The following is a 21,881-nucleotide window of genomic DNA, read 5'->3' as shown; positions in this document are numbered from 1 at the left end:
TGCGCTTTTAGTCGGCAGTTGTTGCCGGCACAAGATTTTTTGCGTCGACAGGATCATCGTCAACAAACTGGCTTCCGCCAGAAGCATACTGCAAAACCGGATCAACCGGACCTTTTTTAGTCCAAATTTTTCCGTTTTTCATTTCGTCCGGGTTTTTTCCAATCGGCGCATTAGAAAGCAAAAGCTTTACGCGGTTCAGCTGGTTTACTTCCGAAGCTCCAGGGTCATAGTCGATTGCGCTGATGTTCGACTGAGGAAAATGCCTTCTCAGCTCTTTTATCATGCCTTTTCCGGTAATGTGGTTTGGAAGGCAGGCAAAAGGCTGGACGCAGGCAATTGAAGGCGCCCCGGAATGAATAAGCTCAATCATTTCTGCGGTCAAGAACCAGCCTTCTCCGCTTATGTTTCCAATCTGGCAAATTCCTTCAACTGATTTCATCATCTCCCAAATGTTGGTCGGAGTTGTAAAGCGGCGGCTGCGTTTTAGGCAGCGGTTTATGTAATATCTGTAGAAATTCAACAGCTTAATAATCAGTTTTCCGGTTTTTTCTTCTTTTTTAGGGAACGCGAGCTCTTCGTGCCTGAATTTTCCATCGGCCATTGTGTAGTAGACAAAATCCATAAGATCCGGCATTACACATTCCGCGCCTTCATTTTCGATTACTTTTACAAGGTCGTTGTTTGCTGTCGGATGGAATTTTACAAGGATTTCTCCTACAACACCAACCCGAGGCTTTTTAACCGGAAGAATCGGAAGCTTGTCAAAATCACGCACAATTCCGCGGATCATTCTGTGATAGCCCAAAATTGAAAGCGATTTTAACTGTTTTGTAACCTTCTCATTCCATTTTTCATAAAGAGCGTCTGCGCTTCCTGGAACAGCTTCGTAAGGGCGGACTCTGTACAGAACGCGCATAAAAAGGTCGCCGATAAAAGCAGCCATCATTGCGCGGTGAACAAGCGGCAAAGTAAACTTAAAGCCCGGATTTTTTTCAAGTCCGACTGTATTGAGAGAGATTACAGGAATCTGCCCCCAGCCTGCATCGTTCAAGGCACGGCGGATAAAACCGATATAGTTTGTAGCGCGGCAGCCGCCGCCAGTCTGCGTGATTAAAAGGGCGGTTTTGTTGAGATTGTACTTTCCGCTTTCGAGCGCGTGCATCATCTGGCCGGCGACAAGAATCGACGGATAGCAGGCGTCGTTATTTACATATTTTAGTCCGGCGTCTACGGCTTTTGGATCGACCGCATCAAGCACAACAAGCTTGTAGCCAGAATACTTGAACGCCGCTTCCAGAAGCCTCATGTGAATCGGCGACAATTGAGGACAGAGAATTGTATATTCGTCCTTCATTTTTTCTGTAAACACAACGCGCTGGTAAGCAGAAGATTTTATCGTCACCTTTTTTCGAGAACGCTGACGGGCTTTTACGGCGGCAATAAGAGAGCGGATACGGATTCTTACGGCTCCAAGGTTTGAGCCTTCATCAATCTTTATGAGAGTGTACATCCGGCTTTTTGCCTTCATGATTTCATCAACCTGGTCGGCTGTTACAGCGTCAAGACCGCAGCCAAAAGAAGTAAGCTGCACAAGCTCAAGGTTCGGCATTCCTGCGACAAAATTGGCGGCGCGGTAAAGACGGTTGTGGTAAACCCACTGGTCAACTATGCGAAGAGGACGCTCAACAGAACCAAGATGCGCAACTGAATCTTCTGTAAAGACAGCAAGGCCAAGTCCGTGAATCATTTCCGGAATTCCATGGTTGATTTCCGGATCAAGGTGATAAGGACGTCCCGCAAGAACAATTCCGTTTCCGCCGCTTACAACAAGCTGCTCAAGCGCTTCTTCCGCCGCCGTCTGAGTGTCCGCCTTAAACTTTTCCTGCTCAATCCAGCCGGCGTCAATGGCATCGTAAACCTGCTTTTCTGTCAAAACCGGATAATAAGTGTGAATTTCTTCATAAAAACGCTCTTTGAGACGGGTTTTGTCGTAAATCGGCAGGAACGGATTTAAAAAGAGCAAATCTTTTGAATTTATTACGTTGTCAAGGTTGTGTTTTAAAACTTCCGGATATGAAGTTACAACCGGACAGTTGTAATGATTTCCGGCGCCCGCATCTTCCTGTTTCTCGTAAGGAATGCAAGGATAGAATATGAATTTGCATCCCATTTTTAAGAGCGACTCGATATGGCCATGGCTGATTTTTGCCGGATAACATACAGATTCAGACGGAATGGAATCAATTCCGCGTTCATAAATCATTTTATTTGAGCGAGGACTGAGTTTTACCTGAAATCCCAATTTTGTGAAAACTGTAAACCAAAGCGGATAGTTTTCGTACATATTGAGAACGCGAGGAATTCCAACGCTTCCCATAGGAGCATCTTCCGGTTTTAGAGGAACATAATAGTTGAAAAGGCGTTTGTATTTCCAGTCAAAGAGGTTTGGAAGCTCAATGGAAGATTCTTCAACACCGGTGTTTTCTTTGTTTGAGCCGTCAACAGTTTTTGTGTCCTTAAGTTTATGGCGTTCAAGACCTTTTTCGCAGCGGTTTCCTGTAATAAACTGGCGCTTGTCGTTTCCTGCGGTAAATGTATTGATTGTAAGAAGACAGTTGTTCTGGCAGCCGCCACAACGAGTAAGCTCAAGCTCAACCTTAAATGAATCAAGCTGTTCTGGAGTCGCAATGTTTGAAACTACCTTTGGAGGAGTCCAGTTTTTTTCCTGTCCAGGCTTTGGAGCTGTCAAATCGCACCACTGGTCGTAGGCAATCAATGCTGAACCGTAAGCGCCCATCAAACCTGCAACGTCCGGCCTGAAAACTTCGACACCGGAAATTTTCTCAAAAGCGCGGAGAACGGCATCATTGTAAAAAGTTCCGCCCTGAACAACAACTTTTTTTCCGATTTCTGAGGCACGGCGCAATTTTATAACCTTAAAAAGCGCATTTTTGATTACCGAATATGAAAGTCCGGCAGAAATGTCATCGATTGTAGCGCCTTCTTTCTGAGCCTGCTTTACACGGCTGTTCATAAATACAGTACAGCGGGAACCCAAATCGACTGGCTTTTTAGAAAGAAGAGCTTTTTGCGCAAATTCTTTTATGTCGAGATTCATTGAATTTGCAAAATTTGCAAGGAATGAACCACAGCCGGCAGAACAAGCTTCGTTTAACTGAATTGAAGTGATTGCGCCGTCTTTCATGCGCAGACACTTCATATCCTGACCGCCAATATCGAGCAAAAATTCAACTCCAGGAACAAAGAATTCCGCGGCGCGATAGTGAGTGATTGTTTCTACTTCGCCAGCATCAACTCCGAGAGCCGCCTGGAAAAGCGCCTCGCCATAACCTGTCGAAACAGAACGCGCAATATAGCAGTCTTTCGGCAAAATTTTATAAAGAGTTTTTAAAACGCGGACAGCAAGCTCGACAGGATTTCCTGCATTTACATCGTAGAAATCCCAGAGAATTTCGCCTTTTTTATTGATGAGAACGGCTTTTGTTGTAGTTGAACCGGCATCAAGACCGAGAAACAGAGGGCCGTGTTCATCTGCAAGTTTTCCGCGCTTTGCCTTGTCCTTTGCATGGCGCTCACGGAAAATTCTTAAATCCTCTTCGTCCTTAAAAAGCGGTTCAAGGCGCTGAACTTCGTTTAATTCCGCGCCATTGAGATTTTTAAGGCTGTCCTTAAACTGAGCAATAGTCAAAAACTGTTTTGGAGATTCTGCTCCTACACATGAAAGTTTTTTTTCTGCAGAATATGCCGCTCCGGCAGCAACAAAAAGCTGAGAATCTTCAGGAACGATTGTTTCTTCCGGAGTAAGCTTTAATGTTTCGATAAAGCGCTGACGCAGCTGATCCAGAAAGTGAAGCGGCCCTCCCAAAAACGCCACATTTCCGCGGATTGGTTTGCCGCAGGCAAGACCAGAAATAGTCTGGTTTACAACCGCCTGAAAAATCGAAGCGGCAATGTCTTCGCGGCGGGCGCCTTCGTTAATAAGCGGCTGAACGTCAGTTTTTGCAAAAACACCGCAGCGGGCGGCAATCGGATAAATTGTTTCGTAACCGGCCGCAAGCTTGTTAAGACCTGGCGCGTCGGTTTCGAGCAAAGCTGCCATCTGGTCAATAAAAGCTCCAGTACCGCCGGCACAAGTTCCGTTCATGCGCTGTTCAACACCGCCGGTAAAATATGTAATTTTTGCGTCTTCTCCGCCAAGCTCGATCACAACGTCTGTCTGAGGAATGAGTTTTTTTACAGCAGTTGTGGCTGCAACTACTTCCTGAATAAAAGGAATATTAAGCCACTGAGAAACAGAAAGACCGCCAGAACCTGTAACTTTTACAGAAACAGTATTGTTCTCACCCAGTTTTTTTTCAACTTCTTCCAGAGCCTTTGTAACAACCGTGATAATTGTATTGCGAATGTCTGCACGATGGCGCTGATAATCGCCGTAAATCACTTTATCGTTTTGATCAAGACAAACGACTTTTACAGTTGTAGAGCCAACATCAATACCAATACGGATTGGAGTTGACGCAGGAGTAAATTTTACATTGGAAAGTTCCATCAAGTACCTCAAATTTTACGGATGTATATATATGAAAAGTTATAAAATTTTTTATTTTTAAGCTTCTGATAAATTTAGCACTTATATTTTGAAAATTCAACAGATTAGGCAAATTTGCCGCTTTTATAGTAGAATTTGAATGTTTTTACAAAAAACTTACGCCTGATTGCAGCCGCGCGAAGCGTTCGACTTGTCGAATGAAACGGCGGAAAGCAGGTTAGAGCAAAAAATGCCGTCCAAATTTTATTTTTTTTGATTTTCTGGCGCTGGAATCACAAAATAAACGCGCGCTCCTGCCGAAAGCACGTCTAGATTAAAGTTTTTTGTTGTATTTTTTGGAGCGGCGGTATAGTTTTGGGCGTTTTTTGTTACTGTAAGTTCGCAAAGAATGCGTTTTCCGTCGCGAATTTGCGCGTCAAAAGTTTGAATTTCTGGCGAAACAAGGTCTTTGGCTGAATTTGCAACATAAAGTTTTAGATTATTCTTGTCCGAAGAATTGATTATGCAAGCATGGGCCGGGAATGTTTTGTCTGAAAGGCAAATTTCTTCAAAAGCGTCTTGAAATTCTGAAATCTGGGCATCTTTTTGTGAAATTTTTGTTTTTAAGCCATCGATTTGAGTCTGCATCTGGTTTTGAGCCTGCGCCATTTCTGTCGTAATCGAAAAAGCCAGACGCTGCATTGCCGGAACGTAATGGCGGATTGTGTTTTCGAGAGGAATTGTTGAAAAACGGTTGGCAATCGTGTTTAAGTCGTCGAGATAAACTGCGGCATTTTTGACGGAAGAAGAAAAAACTTCTGACGGCGACTTGAATTGCGAAAGATATTCTGAAGGTTCAAAACGAGAATTGAACTGGATTGCGGCTGTTGATACCGCATTTTTTGGAATTCCCGTTTCTAAAATTATCTTGTCCTGAAGCGCAGACTGGCTGCGTGCGTCCGGGTCGAGAAGGTCGATTTTTGCCTGATATGTTTTTCTGACGTTTTCGACGGCTTCGCGTTGCTGTTTTACGGCTTCGCGTTGCTGCAAAATCATCTGAGTTTTTAATTCACTTATGCGATTCTGGTATTTTTTTTCGAGGTTTCGAATTTGAATATCGTTTAGTTGTTTTTGGCTGTCGAGAACAGCTTCGTCTGCCTGGGCTGCAGAAAGTTTTTGCGGGTCGTAGCCTGAAAGTTTTTCCTTAATTTCTGCAATTTTTGCGTCGGCGGCCTGAATTTCCGGCTCGTATTTTCCGCGTATGCTTTTTACAGAATTTTTGTATTCTTCCTGAATTTGCAAGGTTTTTCGGGCAATTGCATCTTTGCTTGAAACTTTTGAAACTGTACGCAAAACATATAAATCATTTTCGCGTTTTTGGTCGGCTGCGTTCAATTCGTCATCGCGCTGAGAAACGAGCATTTCTTTTGCCTGAAGCGCGTTTGCATAAAGAGATTCTGTTCTTCCGGCAGAATTGAGAAGAGCACGAAGATTTAAATCGTTGAAAGTGTCGATATTAACCTTGATTTTTCTGTTTTGAGAAGTAATAAAAAGCGTAAGTCCGGCAACTAAAAGGGTTACGACAACGGCGCACACGCAAAGAATTATGACTACAGAACGGTTTTTGTGCTGTTTTGTACGCGCATATTCTTCTTCGAGGTTGTATTGCGCCGCTTTTGAGTAACTTAATTTTTTTAATTCGTCTTTTAAGAAAAGCTGAACTTCTTTGTGAGTTTTAGCTTCCTGAAGTTCGTTTATTTTGTTGTCATTGTCCATATTCCCATCCAGCCGTCAGGAGCCTTGAGCTTGCCCATTCTTTCCAAAAAGACCTGAGCTGCTTCAAGTCCGCAGTCTTTAAATGATTTTCTGGCCGAGTTCCAGTCGCCTGAGTAATAGGCAGAAAGCGCGGTTTCGAAAAGTCCAAATTTTGTTTTTAGCTCAGGCTCGCCTTCTTCAAGGCTTACAGGGAAAAATATTTTTTTTCCTTCTGTTTTGCCTTTTACCTGAACAGTGTCAATTTCGTAGAATGTGTATTTGTCCGAAAAACTTTCAACTTCGTTTTTTACGTATTCAGAGCAGATTACAGGAAGATGATAAATTCGCGTCAAACCTTCAAGACGGCTTGCTGAGTTTACATTGTCGCCGATTACAGTGTTTGTCATGTGCTCGTCTGAGCCGATATTTCCGTAAAAGACGTTTCCGCCGTCAATTCCAACTCCAACGTCGATTAAAACAGCCTTAAAAACCCGGTCTTCGGCTTCGGTCAAAGTCCGTTCTTTTTCGATTTCTGTCCGGCGAAGAATCATTTTTTCGCGCAGCTGCGCCGTCAGTTTTGTAATGTTCCAGGCCGACTCCACAGCCTCAAAGGATTTTTTCTTTGAAGAAGCAGTCCCGTAAATGGCAAGAATTGCATCTCCGATAATTGAACCGATTACTCCACAGTTTTCATGGACAGCGTGAATTACACGGTCGTAATGAACGTTTAAAAGGTCGATTATGTCGTTTCCGAGAGTTTCCGTTCTGTAAGTAAAACTTTTTATGTCTGAAAATAAAATCGTCAGGTTGCGTCGTTTTCCTTCAAGCCGAATTTGATGCTCGTTATAAGCTTTTGCCACAACGTCTTTAGAAACAAATTTTTGAAAAATTCCAAGAAGATTGCTGATTGTCGAAGAAAGTGAATTAAAACTTGCCGCAAGATAAGTTATGTCATCGTTTGGAGAAGAAGACAAATCGATTGTTTCGAGTTTTTGATTTTGCTGCATCTGGTAAAGGCTGCTCGTGATTTTTTTGACATTTGCAAGAATTTTTCCAAAAACCTTAAAACCTACGATTAGAAAAGCAACCAGAAGAATAAAAATTATGAGTGAAATTACGGCAAGAACGACAAAAGTCGAATGATTTGTGTCTGCGCGGGATTCGCCTCGGATAAAGTAGCACTGCCAGTCTTCCTGATATTTGTAAACTCCAAAATACGAACCTTTTTCCGTCTCAAAATTCAAAGAACCGTCAAAAATTCCATTTTCATAATCTGAATTTATCCGGGCAAGAGCAGCTTTGTCAAAAAAACTGTAGTCTTTTTTTTCTTGTTGCTCAGTTTCGCCAGAATTTACATTTTCCGGTTTCTGAGCGTCGTCAAGCTGAGCCTGAAAAATTTTCTGCTCGTCTGTTTCTGTGCCGTCAGCATAAACTTCAAAAAGAATGTTTCCTTGCCTGTCGATTGCAGCCGCAAAACTCTTTGGAAAATCAAAGCCTTTTTTTGAAACGCTCTTCAACGCTTCAATACAAGTCTGTCTCTCGCCGTTAAAAGAAAAAATCTGATATTGATTTCCTGCGGCTGAATACAAATCTTTGAGCTGGCTCACCATAATCGTATTGTTTAAATTGATAATTTGCTTTTGGCTCAAAAGTAGATTGATTGTATTTGTTGTGAAATTTGAAAGCAATAAAAGAACTGTAAAAACTGCGACAATTTTTAAGGAAATTGGTACAATTCTTGTCTGGCCGACCTTTTGAAAAAATTGTTTTCTGGACATTTTAGATTTTCCCCAGTTTTTAGTATAAAACCGCAATCTTAAAAGCGCAAGAAAACGAATAAAAAAATGTCATTGCAAACACCAGGTTAAAAATATATTCTCTATAAGTATGAATACAGAAAACAATTCTCCTGCAAAAAATATTGCGGCCGGACAAAAAAAATCAAATACAAAAAAATCACTTCTTGCATCCGGGCTTTCTCTCTCATTTTTTACGCTTTGCTCAAGAATTTTAGGACTTGTCCGCGAAATGACAAAAGCCTCTTTTTTAGGAACTTCAAAATTTGCGGACGCATTTGGAATTGCTTTTATGATTCCAAATCTTTTGAGAAGACTTTTTGCCGAAAACTCAATTTCTGTCGCTTTTATTCCGACTTTTCGAGGGTATCTTGAAGATTCTGCAGATTCTGGAAAAAATTCGGACGAATTAAAAAAAACAAAGGAATTCTTAAATTCAACAATAACACTCATAAGCTTTTGCACAACCGTTGTTGTAATCCTTGGAATCGCGTTTTCTCCGCTGATTATTCCGTTTTTTTTAGACGCGTCGGATTCTGTTTTAACGGCGGAAGCAGTTCTTCTTACGAGAATAATGTTTCCTTACCTTTTTGTAATTTCGGTCGCAGCTTTTTTTCAGGGAATTTTAAATGGCGTAAAAATTTTCAGTCCTTCAGGTTTTACTCCAGTTCTTTTTAATTCAATTGTAATTGCCTGCACTTATATTTTTACTCCGATCCTTACAAAAAATGTCGCCGGCGCAGAACTTCGCGCACAAATGGCAGCCCGCGCAATGTCGCTCGGAGTTTTGATCGGCGGTTGTGTCCAGGCAATTTTTCAGCTTCCTTTTGTAATAAAAACCGGCTGGTTTTGCCATTTTACTTCGCTCAAAAAAGCGTTTAAAAACCCTGGCACTAAAAAAGTTATTGCGCTTGTAGGTCCGACAGTAATTGGAATGGCTGCTTATCAGCTGAATGATGTGATTTCGACGGCTCTTGCAGGAAAAGCAGGAACAGGAATAGTTTCTTCTCTCCAGTACAGTCTGCGCCTTCAAGAACTGATTCTAGGAATTTTTGCTGTTTCGATTGGAACCGTAATTTTGCCGGATTTGAGCGGACTTGCAAAAACACAAAAATGGGAAAATTTTAACAGGCTTCTTTCGCAGGCAATCAAAATTATCGCTCTGATTTCGATTCCAGTAACTTTTTATTCGCTTGTATGTGGCAAAGAAATTATTTCTCTTGTCTATAAATCGAAAAATTTTAATGATGAATCAGTTCATCTTACTCTTGCGGCATTTCGATTTCATATTGCAGGACTTTTTTTTATTGCAATGAACAGAGTTGTCGCTCCTGCTTTTTATGCACAGGGAAACACAAAATCCCCTACTCTGGCAGGAATTTTTGGACTTGCAATAAATATGATTTTTGCGCTTATTTTGATAAAACCTATGAGCGGAGGAGGAATTGCTCTGGCGCTCACCCTCGGAAGCCTTGCAAATTCCGTTTTGCTTTTTGTTTTTCTTAAAAAAAATGAACAGATTGACGTAAAAGCCGTTGTCGGCGGAACAATTTTGTATTCGCTAAAAATTGCCGTGCTTTCGATAATTGCAGCAGTTCCGGCAATTCTCGTTAAAAACGCAACATCTGCTTTGTTTGCAGGCCGCGGAAGATTTGTAGAATTTGGAGGAGCAGTAATTTTGACAGCAATAGTTTTTGCTTTTGCAGGAATTTTACTTTTGCTTATAACAAAAGATCCTATGCTTGCAAGCGCTAAAAATATGGTTCTAAAAAAAGTAAAAAAATAATTTGAAGAACAGTTTTCAATAAACAAACCGTCCGAACAAAAACAAAATTTATGTTAAAATACAATTTGATTTAGGGAGATAATTCTAAATGAAAAATTACACAAAAGATGAATTAAAAAAAATATATGCTGCCAGACGTGAAAAACTTTTTGCATTTATGAAAGAAAACAAAATCACTGCGGCGGTTTTTGAGGACACCGAAGGCCGCAGAGACTTGAGCGTCCGCTATTTTACCGGACATCCTTCGGACGCGCTTTGGATTTGTTCTAGCGATGGAAAAAATGCGCTTGTTCCTTGGGACGAAAATCTTGCAAAAGAGCGAAGCGTTGATGTTAAAATCGTTCCATATAATAAGTATGACAGAAAAAATATTGAAGCCGTTCGGGAAGTTTTAAAGTCTTTCAAAAAAAATGATCCGCGCCTCAAAGTTGAAGTTTCGCCTGCAACTCCATATCCGCTGTTTTTAAAGTACGTAGACGCGTTGCAAGGCTGGGACGTTTTGTGCAGAGAAAATTCTGTTCATGACTATGTGCTTTCTCTGCGCGCCTGCAAAGATGAATACGAGATTGAATGTACAAAAGAAGCGGCAAGAGTCGGAGACATGATAATCGAAAAAATCGAAAATGGAATTGATGACGGCTCTATCAAAACAGAAATGGATGTTTCGCTTTTGATTGAACGAGAATTGAGGCTCAACGGCTGCGAAAGAAACGGTTTTGACACTTTGGCCGCAGGTTCTTCAAGAAGTTTTGCAATTCACGCTTTTCCAGGCTACACAAGCGCTCCATGGCCTGGAAAAGGTCTTTCAATTCTTGATTTTGGAGTTGTTTTTGAAGGCTACACTTCCGACACTACACTCACAGTTGTAAAAGATGCAACCGATGAACAGAAAAAACTTGTTGAACTTGTAGAAAAAGCCGCAAAAGAAGCTCTGCCTTACTATAAAAATGGTGAAAAAATCAAAATGGCAGGTCTTGTTGCTGACGAAGTTTTCAAAAAAGCAAAGCGCGAAATGCCTCATACTTTGGGACATGGAATCGGACTTGAAATCCATGAATTTCCACGGGTAAGCGCAAAACAGAGCGACGACCTTGTTTTTAAGCCGGGAATGATTGTCACTCTTGAGCCTGGACTTTATGATTCAAAACTTGGCGGCGCACGTCTGGAAAACGATGTTCTTATTACCGAAGACGGAAACGAAGTAATTACTCACAGCAAGATTATTTACCGTTAAAAAGGAATTTTTTTGAGCAAATTTTCCATTGCGAAAACAAGATTTTTATCTGGAATTTTGTTAGAAAGCTCCTTTACGACTTTAAAACCGTCGGACAAAAGCTGTCGAGAAGATGAACTTTGTCCGATTTTTTGTCCGGCAGGCTGAACAAAACCGCCTTCAATAAGCTCATTTGCCTTTTCAAAAAGACCTTTTTTGCCCGAAAGCCGGGAAATTACAAAATCAAGGAGAATGCGGGTTTCACTGGTCTGAAATTCGCATTTTTTTTCTTCAGGCAAGAATTCCAGGAGCTCACGAAGTTTTATAAAAAGCGCAAGTTTTGGATTTTGAGGAAGTTCTTCAACAGGTTCCGGTTCAAGAAAATCAAACGGTTCAATAGCTTCTAATTCCTGAGAAAAAACAGAAATTCCATCTGGAATATCTTGAGATTTATCGTCAAAACTTTCAAATTCTGAAAAACCTTGAGCTTCATCATCAAAACTTTCGAGTTCCGGCAACTTTTCTATGGCTGGCTGTTCTGAAGGTTTTAAGCCTGCGGCTTGCTGAATTTTCTGCGGACTCTCTTCTGGCGAATTTTGTTTTTCTTCCGTCAATTCCGGTTCATTTTCTTCATCTTGCCCATTTTCTTCCAGTTCGGGAATGTCTTCATCTTCAAAATCTTCCTGACCAAAAGTTTCAAAATCAAAATTTTCATCATCACCGAGTTTTAATTCGTCAAGGCTAGAATTTTCTTCGGTTTCGTCTTCTTCATTTTCTGCTTCCGCCAAAGTTTCGTCTTCCGTTTTTTTCTCCGCAAGATTTTCTTCGGTCTGCTCTAATTCAATTTCTGGCTGAATTCCGGCATTTTCTTCGTCCTGACTTTCTTTTTCAAAATCAGATTTTTCGCCGTTTAAATTTAATTTCTCTGAGGCGGATTCTTGATTTTCCGGCTGAATTTTGTTTCCGTCCAGATTTTCATCATCTTTGTTTTTTTCAACAAATTTTTCCACATATTTTAAATTTTCTTCGAGAATTTCGTCATTTGGGTTGACCGACAGCGCCCGTTTTACAAGTTCATGAGCTTCTTGAGCGCGATTTATTTTTACGAGGAGGCGCGAAAATCCACCGACTGCATCATTCCAAAGCGGTTTTGAACGCAAAGCCCTGGAATATGACTCGCAGGCTTTTTTATAATCTCCAAGTTCTTCATAACTTTTTGCAATATTTAGCAAAAGAACTGGATGGTTTGAGTCGACATTCAGCCCGCGCAAATACCACTGGACGGCTTTTTCGTGTTCATTTTTTTGAGCATAAATTGTTCCAAGATGATTGTAAGCAAGAACATCTTCCGGGTTCATTTCAATCGTATCTTCAAAACATTTGATTGCATTTTCCGTGTCGCCCATAATTTTGTAGGTAAAACCAAGATTGTATGAAACCTGGGGATTGTCGCTGTCAAAAATCAAAGCCTGTTCAAGGATGGCGATTGAATCTTCGTACATTTTTAAACGCCGGTAAATTCCGCCAAGAGTTATTAAAGAGTCAAAATCGCCTTTTGAAAGCTCAACTATATTTTTAAAGACAGGAAGAGCAAGGTCATCCCGGCCGCTTTTCATGTAAAGATTTCCAAGCTGTTTTAAAAGTTCAACATTGTTTCTGTCTTCTCGCAAAAGCTGGCGGTAAAGGCGTGCGGCAAGATCAAAATCTCGCGCCAAAGTTGCAGAACGTGCCCTCGAAAGCAAAAGTTGATTTGGGACCATAAATCTTCTCCAGTCAGTTAAGTCAGCGGAATTTATTTTTTTGCAAGCCGTTTTGCTGGACGGGCAAAAACTTCATTGGAAAGCTGGCCGTTTATGTTTTCATCCAGTTTTGAATATGTCGAAACCGCAAAATAGTAAATCGTTCCGTTGTTAAGTCCTGTCAGCGTAATTGAAGTTGAATTTCCAGCATTCACAGGAGAAACTCCTTCAACTGCAGCTCTGCCAAGATATTCTCCCGGCTTTGAGCCGTAATAAACATAGTAGCCGCCGGCATTGTCGTCAATCGAAAAACGCCAGCTTAAAGTAACTTCGCCGTCGCCGGGAACTGCCTTTACAAAAAACGGAGGAAGCGGAGCTTCGGGTTCTGTATATTTTACGGTCAATTCCGTAATTTTCGGAGTTTGCTGGCAATTTCCGTCCGGCAAAAGTTCGGAAGCAATTTGAAAATATTGTCCGCTAACGCCTTCTATTTTTTCGTCCAGCGAAATTTCTTTCCATTCAGGATAATTTTCTGTCCAGCCGTAGCAATTGTCGCCAGCACGCACAAAAAATTTCAATTCGGTCTGGGCAGGAACACTTACGATTCCCTCAAGGCTGTCAAAACTTGAGGCGCGGCTTACAAGGATTGGCCTTGTTTCAAAACGGCCGCCTTCCGCCTTAAAAGCTTCGTTTCCGCTTGCGAGAATATTTTCATCGCCTTTATAAGCGGCATTTTTTATACATATGCTGTCAATTTTCCCGGTAAAAGAAGGACAGATTTCGATTGTTGAATTTTTCCCAATGACTGGAGTGCAGACTGTTCCGCTTTCGTGGCGAGTCGAAGTTATAAATTTTATGTCTTCGGTTTTTCCGTCAACAAGATATTCAAGACATCCGGTTTCCTCATCAAAACTTACTGTATGACGGCTCCATTTTTGAGGAATCACCGGAGTTGAGCCTTTTAAGACAACTTCGCGCTCAGAAAGCCCCGGAAATACATTTAAAAATCTCCATTCAATCCGATTGTTCAAAAAAACAGCGCTAACCGTCTGAAAATCCGTGTATTTTGAATAATTTATTGAAGTCTGCCATGAATAAATTTTTTCGCCATTTTCTGCAAGCGACGGCGAAATCCAGAATTCGACCGAAAATGAGCTTCCAGGAGCATAGCTTCCGGAAAAAGGCGATGTATCTTTTTTTAAGACCAAACCTTTTTTTTCTCCGCGGCTTAAAGCGGCTCCGTTTCCTTTTGCAGCGTCTTTTACAGGCAAAAGATTATTTTCTATTATTTTATAATTTCCTTTTCCATCAAAATCCGAAATTTTTCCGTTTTCAAAAAGTAAAAACAGTTCTGTATCTACGTCGACAATTTGAGTTTGAGAAGAAAGCTGGAGAGCATCAAAACCAAAACGTCCCTGTCCTGTCGTAATTCCTTTTTTTATAAAAAAATCATTCCAGCCGTTTTTTCCGCCAAGAACCAAAGTTTTTTCTGAAGCGGCGGCTGTTGACACAAGCACAAAAGCCGAAGCAAAATATGCTAGACTCAATTTTAATATATTTTTTTTCATAAAACTCATAATGAATACTTCAGTTAATCCGGCCTATGAAATTCTTCACGAAACCGCACTAAAAGCACCTTCCTCCAGCGGTGTGTATTTATGGCGAAACGAAAAAGGAACTGTCATTTATGTCGGCAAAGCCAAAAACCTAAAAAACCGTCTCTCTTCGTATTTTTCCGGTGAGCGCCACATCAAAGTTCAACTTTTGGTGACAAACGCAAGCTCGATTGAATACATAACCACGTCAAACGAATACGAGGCGTTTCTTCTCGAAAACAACCTTATAAAAAAATATTCGCCGCGCTACAATATTCAACTAAAAGACGGAAAATCCTATCCTTCGCTAAAAATTACGAATGAAGAATTCCCACGGGTTTTCAAGACGCGGCAAATCAAAAAAGACGGCTCAATTTATTACGGACCGTATCCTGATTCAGGAGCCCTCGAAACTTTTATAGAGACACTTTACAAAGTTTATCCTGTAAGACATTGCCGGACATTCAAAAAAAGAACAGCTCCCTGCATGTATTACCACATCGGCCGTTGTAAAGCGCCTTGCTGCGGAAAAATTGATAAAGATTCCTATAATGAATTTATCGAAGAAATAAAGTCCTTGCTTGAGGAAAAAGGTGATGAAACTGCCGCAAAATTGACATCAATTATGAAAGCCGCTGCCGCTTCGCTAAATTTTGAAAAAGCCGCAAGAATCCGCGACGGACTGCGCGCTTTGACCGTCATGCAAAACCAGAATCTTGTCGAAGATTTTGCTTCGGTGGATGACCGCGACTACATTTCTCACTGGCGCGAGGGCGAACTCGTAAGTTTTACTGTCTTAAAAATCCGTGGCGGAAAACTGCTCGGGCGCGACAATTTCCGGGTAGAAAGCATTGCAGATGACGATGAGCTTCTTGAAGAATTTGCAGCCGCATATTATTCGGATACAGCAGACTTGCCGCCTTCAGTTTTTATTTCCGAAGAAGACAACTCGAAGGTTTTGGGGGAATGGCTGGAAAATTTAAAGCCGGACGAAAAACAGGCTCAAAAACCGAAGACAAAGCTTGTGACGGTAAAATGTTCCCAGGACGACAGGCGTTTTTCTGCCGAAAACAGACGGCACGCAGCAATTCTCAACATGGCAAAAAACAACGCCCACGAAGACATTATCCGGAGACTGAGGGAACGCGGGGATATGCCGGCCCTTGAAGAATTGAAAAAACTTCTCGGACTTCCACGGATTCCAGACAGAATCGAAGGTTTCGATATTGCCCACATTGGCGGAAAATTTCCAGTTGCTTCTCTTATCAGTTTTTGGAAAGGAAATCCCGACAAAAAAAATTACAGATATTTCCGTCTGAAGACAACAGACGGCGTAATTGACGATTTTGCATCAATGCGCGAAGCGGCGACAAGACGCTACAGCCGGCTCAAAAATGAAAATGAAAGTTTGCCGGACTTGATTTTAATAGACGGCGGCATAGGCCAAGTAAATGCAGTTGATGGAATATTAAAGGCGCTTGATCTTGATATTCCGATTGCAGGACTTGCAAAACGCGACGAAGAAATATGGCGGCCTCATACCTCAAAACCAATCCGCCTTCCAAAACAAAGCGACGCTCTAAGGCTTTTGCAGCGCGTCAGAGATGAAACACACCGTTTTGCGACCAGCAGAAACCAGACTTTAAGAACAAAAGAAAACACAGTGAGCATTTTTTCGACATTGCCGCACATTGGCGAAAAAAGAGAAAAATTGCTTCTAAAAACTTTTACAACAATCGAAAACCTTGCAAAAACCGAAGAATCGCAGATTGCGCAACTTTTGCACATAAGGGCGGACGAAGCCGGCGAAATTCTGCTGTCTGCAAAAAACCTTGCGCAGCAACAAAAAGAAGCAAAAAGAAGCAAAAAAATGGTTTTAAACCGTGGACTGAACAATGAAAATTACAGTTCAGCCGGGGAAGAAAATTCGTACACAAAAGCGCTGGCATCTGCCGCTCTTGATTTAAAAGTTGCAGAACCATAATGCAGCCCTGATTGAAGCAACGCGAAGCGTCCGGCTTTGCCGGATGAAGCGGACAGCGGAATTGCGGAAAGCAGGAAATTCGGACAAATGTTTTTTATATCCGCTTTCAAGGCTTAAAAGCAATATGAGCTCCTCAAATTTTATGATATAATTCCTAAAATTAACAGGAAATTTGCAAAAATAAAAATTCTGAACAGTTTGCGTTGCAAGTTTTTTATAAGGAGAGGACAAAATGTCAGAAAAAAAACAGTGGTTTGAAAACGAAAATTTCTGGAATAATTACGCTCCGATTATGTTCGATGCAAACCGTTGGGCAGAAGCTCCGGCAGTCGCCGAATCAGTCTGCAAAATCGCCGGCTTAAAAAAAGGAAGCGCAATTTTGGACGCTGGCTGCGGGCCTGGAAGAATCAGCGTTGAACTGGCATTGCTCGGAATGGACGTAACCGGAGTTGACATAATTCAAAGCGAGCTCGACGCCGCAAAAGAAACAGCCGAAGACGAAAACGTAAAACTCAGCCTTATAAAAGCAGATTTGCGCAGTTTTTCGTCCGGTAAAAAATTTGATTGCGCAGTAAATTTGTTCACATCGTTCGGTTACTGCGACACAATCGAAGAAGACGTTAAAATTCTACAGAATATTTATTCAAGTTTAAAAGACGGCGGCTGGTTTATTCTGGAAAATTTGAGCCGCGAGACTGCAATCCTGTATTTTACCGAAGGCGAATGGTTTGAACGTGCCGGAAAAACCGTCTTGACAGAATTCCACGTCGAAGGAGCATGGGAAGGACTTCGCTCAAAATGGATTTTAATCGACAACGAAACCGGTCAAAGAATAGAGCACGAGTTTGTGCAGAGATTATATTCTGGAATCGAGTTAAAGCGGATCTTGACAGGAATCGGTTTTAGTTCCGTAGAAGTTTACGGAGATTTTGATTTTAGCCCTTATAACGAAAAAGCCCGGACAATGGTAATTGTGGCAAAAAAATAAAAATGAAAAAGTTCTTTAAATTTTACAAAAACAATTTTATATCTCTTTTGTTCATTTCAATATTTTTTACATCTCAGCTGCAGCCTGTTTTTTCTGGAGAATTCAGCTCGGCAGTTGAATCTTCCCGCTCGGAAACAGAAACGCAGGAAGAAGAAGAAAAATCAGTCAGCTCTTCTAGCCCAGATTCAGAAGAAAATTCGCTTATCACTTTTTTAGCAGAAATTGCCGGAGTTCTATGGTATTACAACACCTGCACCGTACGCTACACATCATTTCCATACAAATATGAAAATTTAACCTACATGAAATGGGCAGAAACAGAAACAAATCCAGAAGCAAAAACAAAATCAAACCGATATTCAGCCTCAGATTCATTTTTTTATCTGGCAGATTTAGGAACAGGAAACGAATTTTGTTTTGAAGGACTTTTTTTCCCGATTATTGGACCTTATTTTGAAAACCTTGTAATCTCGGAACAAGACAATTTTCTTGACGAAACTTACGGAAACATTCGGCTTGGAGCCCATCTTTCAATTTTCCAGTCAAATTTAATAACAATTACGGGAATTGTCCAATGGTCAAAATGGTACGGAAACATAAGTGAAGTTTTAAAAAGCAACGGACTTGCGCTTGGAATGGATTTCCGCTTTTATCCTTTAAAACCGCTCGGATTCCAGTGGAAATTCTGCTGGCAAGAATTTGATGAAAATGTCTATTTACGGGATTCTCTTCTTTCGGCAGGAATTTTTCTTCAGCGCTACGAACTTTTTGCCGGCTGGAAACTCCTCGAAGTCGGAAATTCAGAAAACTTAAAGCCAACAAAAACCTGGAACGGAATAAGCGCAGGCTGCCGTGTCTATTTCTAAAAAAAAGGGCGTTTCCCTGCGCTGCGCTTAGGGTCGCTATGTCCGCCCTTCGCCACATCCGTGGCTCATTGCGCGGCTAAAAGCCGCGCAACTTCGGGGCTGCCAGCGCTAACGCAAAAATTGTTTTTAACCTAAATTCTATTCATTGACGAAAAAACCTTTTCCGCCATGATGTTGATTTCAACGTGCATTTTTTTGCTTGTCTCGCTCAAAATATTGCGCAGCTCGTCAATTGAAATATCAGCAGATTCAAGACTCACCATCATCATCATTACAAAATTTCCAGAAAGAATTGTCTGTGTAATATCCGCAATATTTATCTTGTGCTGAGCCAGCAATGCGCTTACTTCAGCAATAATTCCAACTTTGTCACTTCCAACAACTGTAATAATAGCATTCATATTTTCATTTTATAAAAACCGGCGTTTCTTGGCAATCAAAAAAACTTAATCCAACGTCTTAAAATTCCGACAAACTAAATATGAAAAAACATTTGCGCGTTTCTTACAACGCACCTGTCAGCCTTACATTTTCGATTTTTTGCTCATTTATCTTTCTTGCCGATTATTTTATCTTCAAACACAAACTGATTTCTTTACTTTTTACAGTTCCCGGCAACAAAAATTTTGACTGGCTCTATCCGTTCAGCTACGTAAGGCTTTTTACTCACGTTCTCGGCCATATTGACGCGGCGCATCTCCTCGGAAACCTAACATTCATTCTTTTAATCGGACCGCTTATGGAAGAAAAATATGGCTCTGCAATGATTGCGCTTATGCTGACAGTTACAGCCTTTGTAACAGGAATGATTAACGCATGCTTTATTCCGTCTTCGCTTTTAGGAGCCAGCGGAATCGCTTTTATGCTTATTTTGCTCGCTTCGATAAGCACAATCGAAAAAAATCAGCTGCCTCTGAGTTTTATTTTCTTAATCGCAGTTTTTGTCCTAAAAGAATTTATTTCTCCGTCGGCTTCCAATGTTTCGACAATCGCGCACATTGCCGGCGGACTTTGCGGTTCGCTTTTTGGATTTTTAGTTGCGCCAAAAACAGCGCGCTCTCAAAAAACTGCCGATTCCAAAACAAAAACTCAGCAAAAAAAACAGCCGCAACAACAGTCTTCTGAGAATTCTTACAAAAATTCTGCCCAAAAAGACAGCGACGAAACAGTAATCGGAACAGTTCAACTCTAAAAGCAAAAAAAATAAAATATGAAAGAACTTCCTTTGCCGTCAAAAAAAAGACTTCTAACACTTTCAAACCTGCTTTCTCAACAGCCAAAAGAAAAAATACACATAACTTCAGCAGAAATTGCTAAACTTACAGGCTGGGGCGAAGCAACAATCAGACGCGACATCTCTCTTCTGGAACTGCACACAGGAAAAAGCAACGGCTACGAATTAAAATCCTTAAAAACCGAAATAGACAAAAATCTTGGACTTATAAAAAGCAGCGGTGAAAAACACAACTTCTGCATAGTCGGACTTGGAAATCTCGGACAGGCTTTTCTTGAAAATTCCGTCTTTTTAAACGAAAATTTCGCTCTAGTTGCCGGCTTCGACTCAAACCAAAACCGCGTAGAACTTATAAAATCTAAAATTCCGCTTTTTCCAACTCTCGATCTCGAAAAAACAATCAGGCAGAAAAAAATCGAATTTGCAATTTTGACAGTTGACGACTCAATGGCTCAAAAAATGACAGACAGGCTCGTAAGCTACGGCATAAAAGGAATTGTAAACTACACAAATGCCGTGCTTACCGTGCCAGAAAATTTTCGGCTAGAAAATGCCTCTCCAGAAAAATCTCTGGCAAACCTTCTGTAAAAAACTAAAAACTGCAAAGCTAAAATCGCTGCGAATCGTAATAAAACGCAGGAAAAGGAAGTTTTGCGCTTTTTAAGGCAATTTCCGTCAAAGAGTCAAGTTTTCCAAAGCTAAAAGAAGTTTGCTTTAAAAATTTTTTAACAAGAGAAGGCTTTGGCTTGTATTTGTATTCTTCCAAGTCTTTTTTGTAGTCTTTATTGCCAAAAACTTCCGTGTAAATCAAATTTTTTGCTTCTTCAAAGTTCATTACATCGTCAACAAGCCCGTTATTTTTCGCCTGATTTGCCGTATAAATGCGTCCGTCCGCAAGTTCACGAACTTTTTCAATATCAAGCTTGCGGCTTTCGCTCACAATCTGAGTAAATTGACAGTAACACTCATCGGCAATCGACTGCATGATTTTTTTCTGCTCTTCGGTTACGGGTTCGGTAAAACTTCCCATAACCTTGTTTCGTCCAGCATGAACCGTTTCGCTTTTTATTCCGTGTTTTTTCATAAGTTCGGTTAAATCAACAAAACGTCCGGCAATTACACCAATTGAACCAGTCAAAGTGTTTCTGTTTGCAAAAATTTTGTCGGCAGAACAGCCAATGTAATAACCGCCGCTTGCCGCAAGAGAAGCAAAATATGCATAGACAGGACGCTTGGTTTCTCTCTTGTATTTTAAAACAGCTTCAAAAACTTCGTCAGATTCATAAACTCCGCCTCCAGGAGAATCGATAAAAAGCAATAATCCAGCATTAGCCTTGTCTTCCGAAATATCTTCTATCTGCTCAAGAATCCATTTTTGATTGTAAGTTTCGTTTTTTTCTTCGATAACACCGTCAATAACAAGTTTTGCGACCGTTTTTCCAGCCATTTTTTACACTCCCATAAAAAGTTTGCAACACAATCTTATAACAAAGTCAGCATATAAAAAGTTTAAAATGTTTACTACCCAAAATTCGGCGCTAATTCTTATTTTTTTTCTTATTGTGATTTTTTTCACAATAAAGCCAGTGTTTTTTCCGCTTTTTGTTGACTTTAACCGCAGAATTACCTAAACTTTTTGTACAATTTTTTGTGAATATTTTCACAAAAAAATCCGCGTTAGGGATAGAAGGGGCGCAAAGCGTTGGCGAAAGCCAATGGCAACCCCGAATAGCCCGGCTCGAGCGAAAGCGAGAGAAACGCCCAAAAAAGAATCAAAAATCACGATGAGGTGGAGACGAATGTCAAGAGTTTACAATTTTAGTGCTGGTCCTTCTTGCTTGCCGGAAGATGTTTTGAAAGAGTGCGCGGCAGAAATGCTCGATTACAATGGAAGCGGCCAGTCGGTCATGGAAATGAGCCACCGCTCAAAGGATTACGAGCCGATTATTGCAGACGCAGAGGCGATGGTCCGAAAGCTGATGAACGTTCCTGAAAATTACAAGGTTCTTTTTGTTCAGGGCGGAGGCTCGACACAGTTTGCGATGGTCGCAGAAAACTTGGGAATTCACCACAAAAAAGCGGCTTACATTGAGACTGGCGTTTGGGCAAAAAAAGCCGCGGCAGAGGCGAAAAAGCTCGGCGTTGAAGTTGACATTATCGCGTCTTCAAAAGACAAAAATTATTCTTATATTCCGCGCGTTGAAAAAGTTTCAGGCGATTACGACTACGTTTACATCTGCATGAACAACACGATTATGGGAACTCATTACGAGTATCTTCCTGACACAGGCGATATTCCGCTCGTTGCGGATATTTCTTCTTGTGTTTTGTCTGAGCCGCTCGATGTCTCAAAATTCGGGCTTTTGTTCGCAGGCG

15 protein-coding genes are annotated in these 21,881 nt (G+C 41.1%); 8 read left to right on the top strand and 7 right to left on the bottom strand.

The annotated features are described in order from the left end of the window. Window positions 1–7: 7 nt before the first annotated feature. The 3 genes from B2X33_RS00455 to B2X33_RS00445 all read right to left on the bottom strand — a co-directional run bounded on the left by B2X33_RS00455 (window position 8) and on the right by B2X33_RS00445 (window position 8,082). Window positions 8–4,570 (bottom strand): 2-hydroxyacyl-CoA dehydratase, encoded by a 4,563-nt coding sequence (locus B2X33_RS00455; protein WP_296666670.1) that lies wholly within the window; start codon window positions 4,568–4,570, stop codon window positions 8–10. Between the two features lie 243 nt (window positions 4,571–4,813). Continuing rightward, a complete protein-coding gene (locus B2X33_RS00450) occupies window positions 4,814–6,325 on the bottom strand; it encodes a hypothetical protein (RefSeq protein ID WP_296666668.1) in 1,512 nt (503 codons plus the stop codon). Next, window positions 6,304–8,082, bottom strand: a complete 1,779-nt coding sequence (locus B2X33_RS00445) for an adenylate/guanylate cyclase domain-containing protein (protein ID WP_296666665.1) — start codon at window positions 8,080–8,082, stop codon at window positions 6,304–6,306. The genes B2X33_RS00450 and B2X33_RS00445 overlap by 22 nt, the downstream gene beginning before the upstream one ends. A 109-nt stretch (window positions 8,083–8,191) precedes the next feature. Between B2X33_RS00445 and murJ the strand changes: the two genes are divergently transcribed. Then, window positions 8,192–9,886, top strand: a complete 1,695-nt coding sequence (gene murJ, locus B2X33_RS00440; RefSeq protein ID WP_296666662.1) for a murein biosynthesis integral membrane protein MurJ — start codon at window positions 8,192–8,194, stop codon at window positions 9,884–9,886. Between the two features lie 88 nt (window positions 9,887–9,974). Next, window positions 9,975–11,120, top strand: a complete 1,146-nt coding sequence (locus B2X33_RS00435) for a M24 family metallopeptidase (RefSeq protein WP_296666658.1) — start codon at window positions 9,975–9,977, stop codon at window positions 11,118–11,120. Here the strand turns inward: B2X33_RS00435 and B2X33_RS00430 are convergent. Then, entirely contained in the window at window positions 11,117–12,859 is a 1,743-nt protein-coding gene (locus B2X33_RS00430; RefSeq protein WP_296666656.1) for a tetratricopeptide repeat protein, read from the bottom strand. The two genes, B2X33_RS00435 and B2X33_RS00430, sit on opposite strands and share 4 nt — an antisense overlap. Window positions 12,860–12,891: 32 nt before the next feature. Continuing rightward, complete coding sequence (locus B2X33_RS00425; RefSeq protein ID WP_296666653.1) at window positions 12,892–14,415, bottom strand: fibronectin type III domain-containing protein; 1,524 nt, start codon at window positions 14,413–14,415, stop codon at window positions 12,892–12,894. 1 nt (window position 14,416) lies between these two features. On the opposite strand from B2X33_RS00425, the gene uvrC reads away from it, so the two are divergent. The 3 genes from uvrC (at window position 14,417) to B2X33_RS00410 (ending at window position 18,271) form a co-directional block, all read left to right on the top strand. Then, window positions 14,417–16,417: an excinuclease ABC subunit UvrC gene (gene uvrC / locus B2X33_RS00420; protein WP_296666648.1), complete on the top strand. Its 2,001-nt coding sequence runs from the start codon at window positions 14,417–14,419 to the stop codon at window positions 16,415–16,417. Window positions 16,418–16,649: 232 nt separating this feature from the next. After that, window positions 16,650–17,405 (top strand): class I SAM-dependent methyltransferase, encoded by a 756-nt coding sequence (locus B2X33_RS00415; protein ID WP_296023283.1) that lies wholly within the window; start codon window positions 16,650–16,652, stop codon window positions 17,403–17,405. A 2-nt stretch (window positions 17,406–17,407) separates the two neighbouring features. Beyond that, window positions 17,408–18,271, top strand: a complete 864-nt coding sequence (locus tag B2X33_RS00410) for a hypothetical protein (RefSeq protein WP_296666643.1) — start codon at window positions 17,408–17,410, stop codon at window positions 18,269–18,271. Between the two features lie 131 nt (window positions 18,272–18,402). Here the strand turns inward: B2X33_RS00410 and B2X33_RS00405 are convergent, their stop codons facing one another. Then, the gene (locus tag B2X33_RS00405) at window positions 18,403–18,672 is read right to left on the bottom strand and encodes an ACT domain-containing protein (RefSeq protein WP_296023290.1); all 270 of its coding nucleotides are present in this window, start codon (window positions 18,670–18,672) and stop codon (window positions 18,403–18,405) included. Window positions 18,673–18,752: 80 nt separating this feature from the next. On the opposite strand from B2X33_RS00405, the gene B2X33_RS00400 reads away from it, so the two are divergent. Together B2X33_RS00400 and B2X33_RS00395 are read left to right on the top strand one after the other, a co-directional pair. Beyond that, complete coding sequence (locus tag B2X33_RS00400; RefSeq protein WP_296666637.1) at window positions 18,753–19,463, top strand: rhomboid family intramembrane serine protease; 711 nt, start codon at window positions 18,753–18,755, stop codon at window positions 19,461–19,463. Window positions 19,464–19,481: 18 nt separating this feature from the next. Further along, window positions 19,482–20,093 carry a winged-helix domain-containing protein gene (locus B2X33_RS00395; protein WP_296666634.1) on the top strand — a complete coding sequence of 204 codons (612 nt, stop codon included), beginning with the start codon at window positions 19,482–19,484 and terminating at the stop codon, window positions 20,091–20,093. Window positions 20,094–20,112: 19 nt separating this feature from the next. Here the strand turns inward: B2X33_RS00395 and sppA are convergent, their stop codons facing one another. Beyond that, window positions 20,113–20,952 carry a signal peptide peptidase SppA gene (gene sppA, locus B2X33_RS00390; RefSeq protein ID WP_296666630.1) on the bottom strand — a complete coding sequence of 280 codons (840 nt, stop codon included), beginning with the start codon at window positions 20,950–20,952 and terminating at the stop codon, window positions 20,113–20,115. Between the two features lie 352 nt (window positions 20,953–21,304). On the opposite strand from sppA, the gene serC reads away from it, so the two are divergent. Then, window positions 21,305–21,881: 3-phosphoserine/phosphohydroxythreonine transaminase (gene serC, locus B2X33_RS00385; protein ID WP_296666626.1), on the top strand; the 577-nt coding region annotated here is incomplete at its 3' end.

The organism is Treponema sp. UBA785 (assembly GCF_002297065.1).
GTDB lineage: Bacteria > Spirochaetota > Spirochaetia > Treponematales > Treponemataceae > Treponema_D.
Note: the sequence above shows the minus strand (reverse complement) of the source record. Positions and strands in the feature narration are given on the sequence as shown.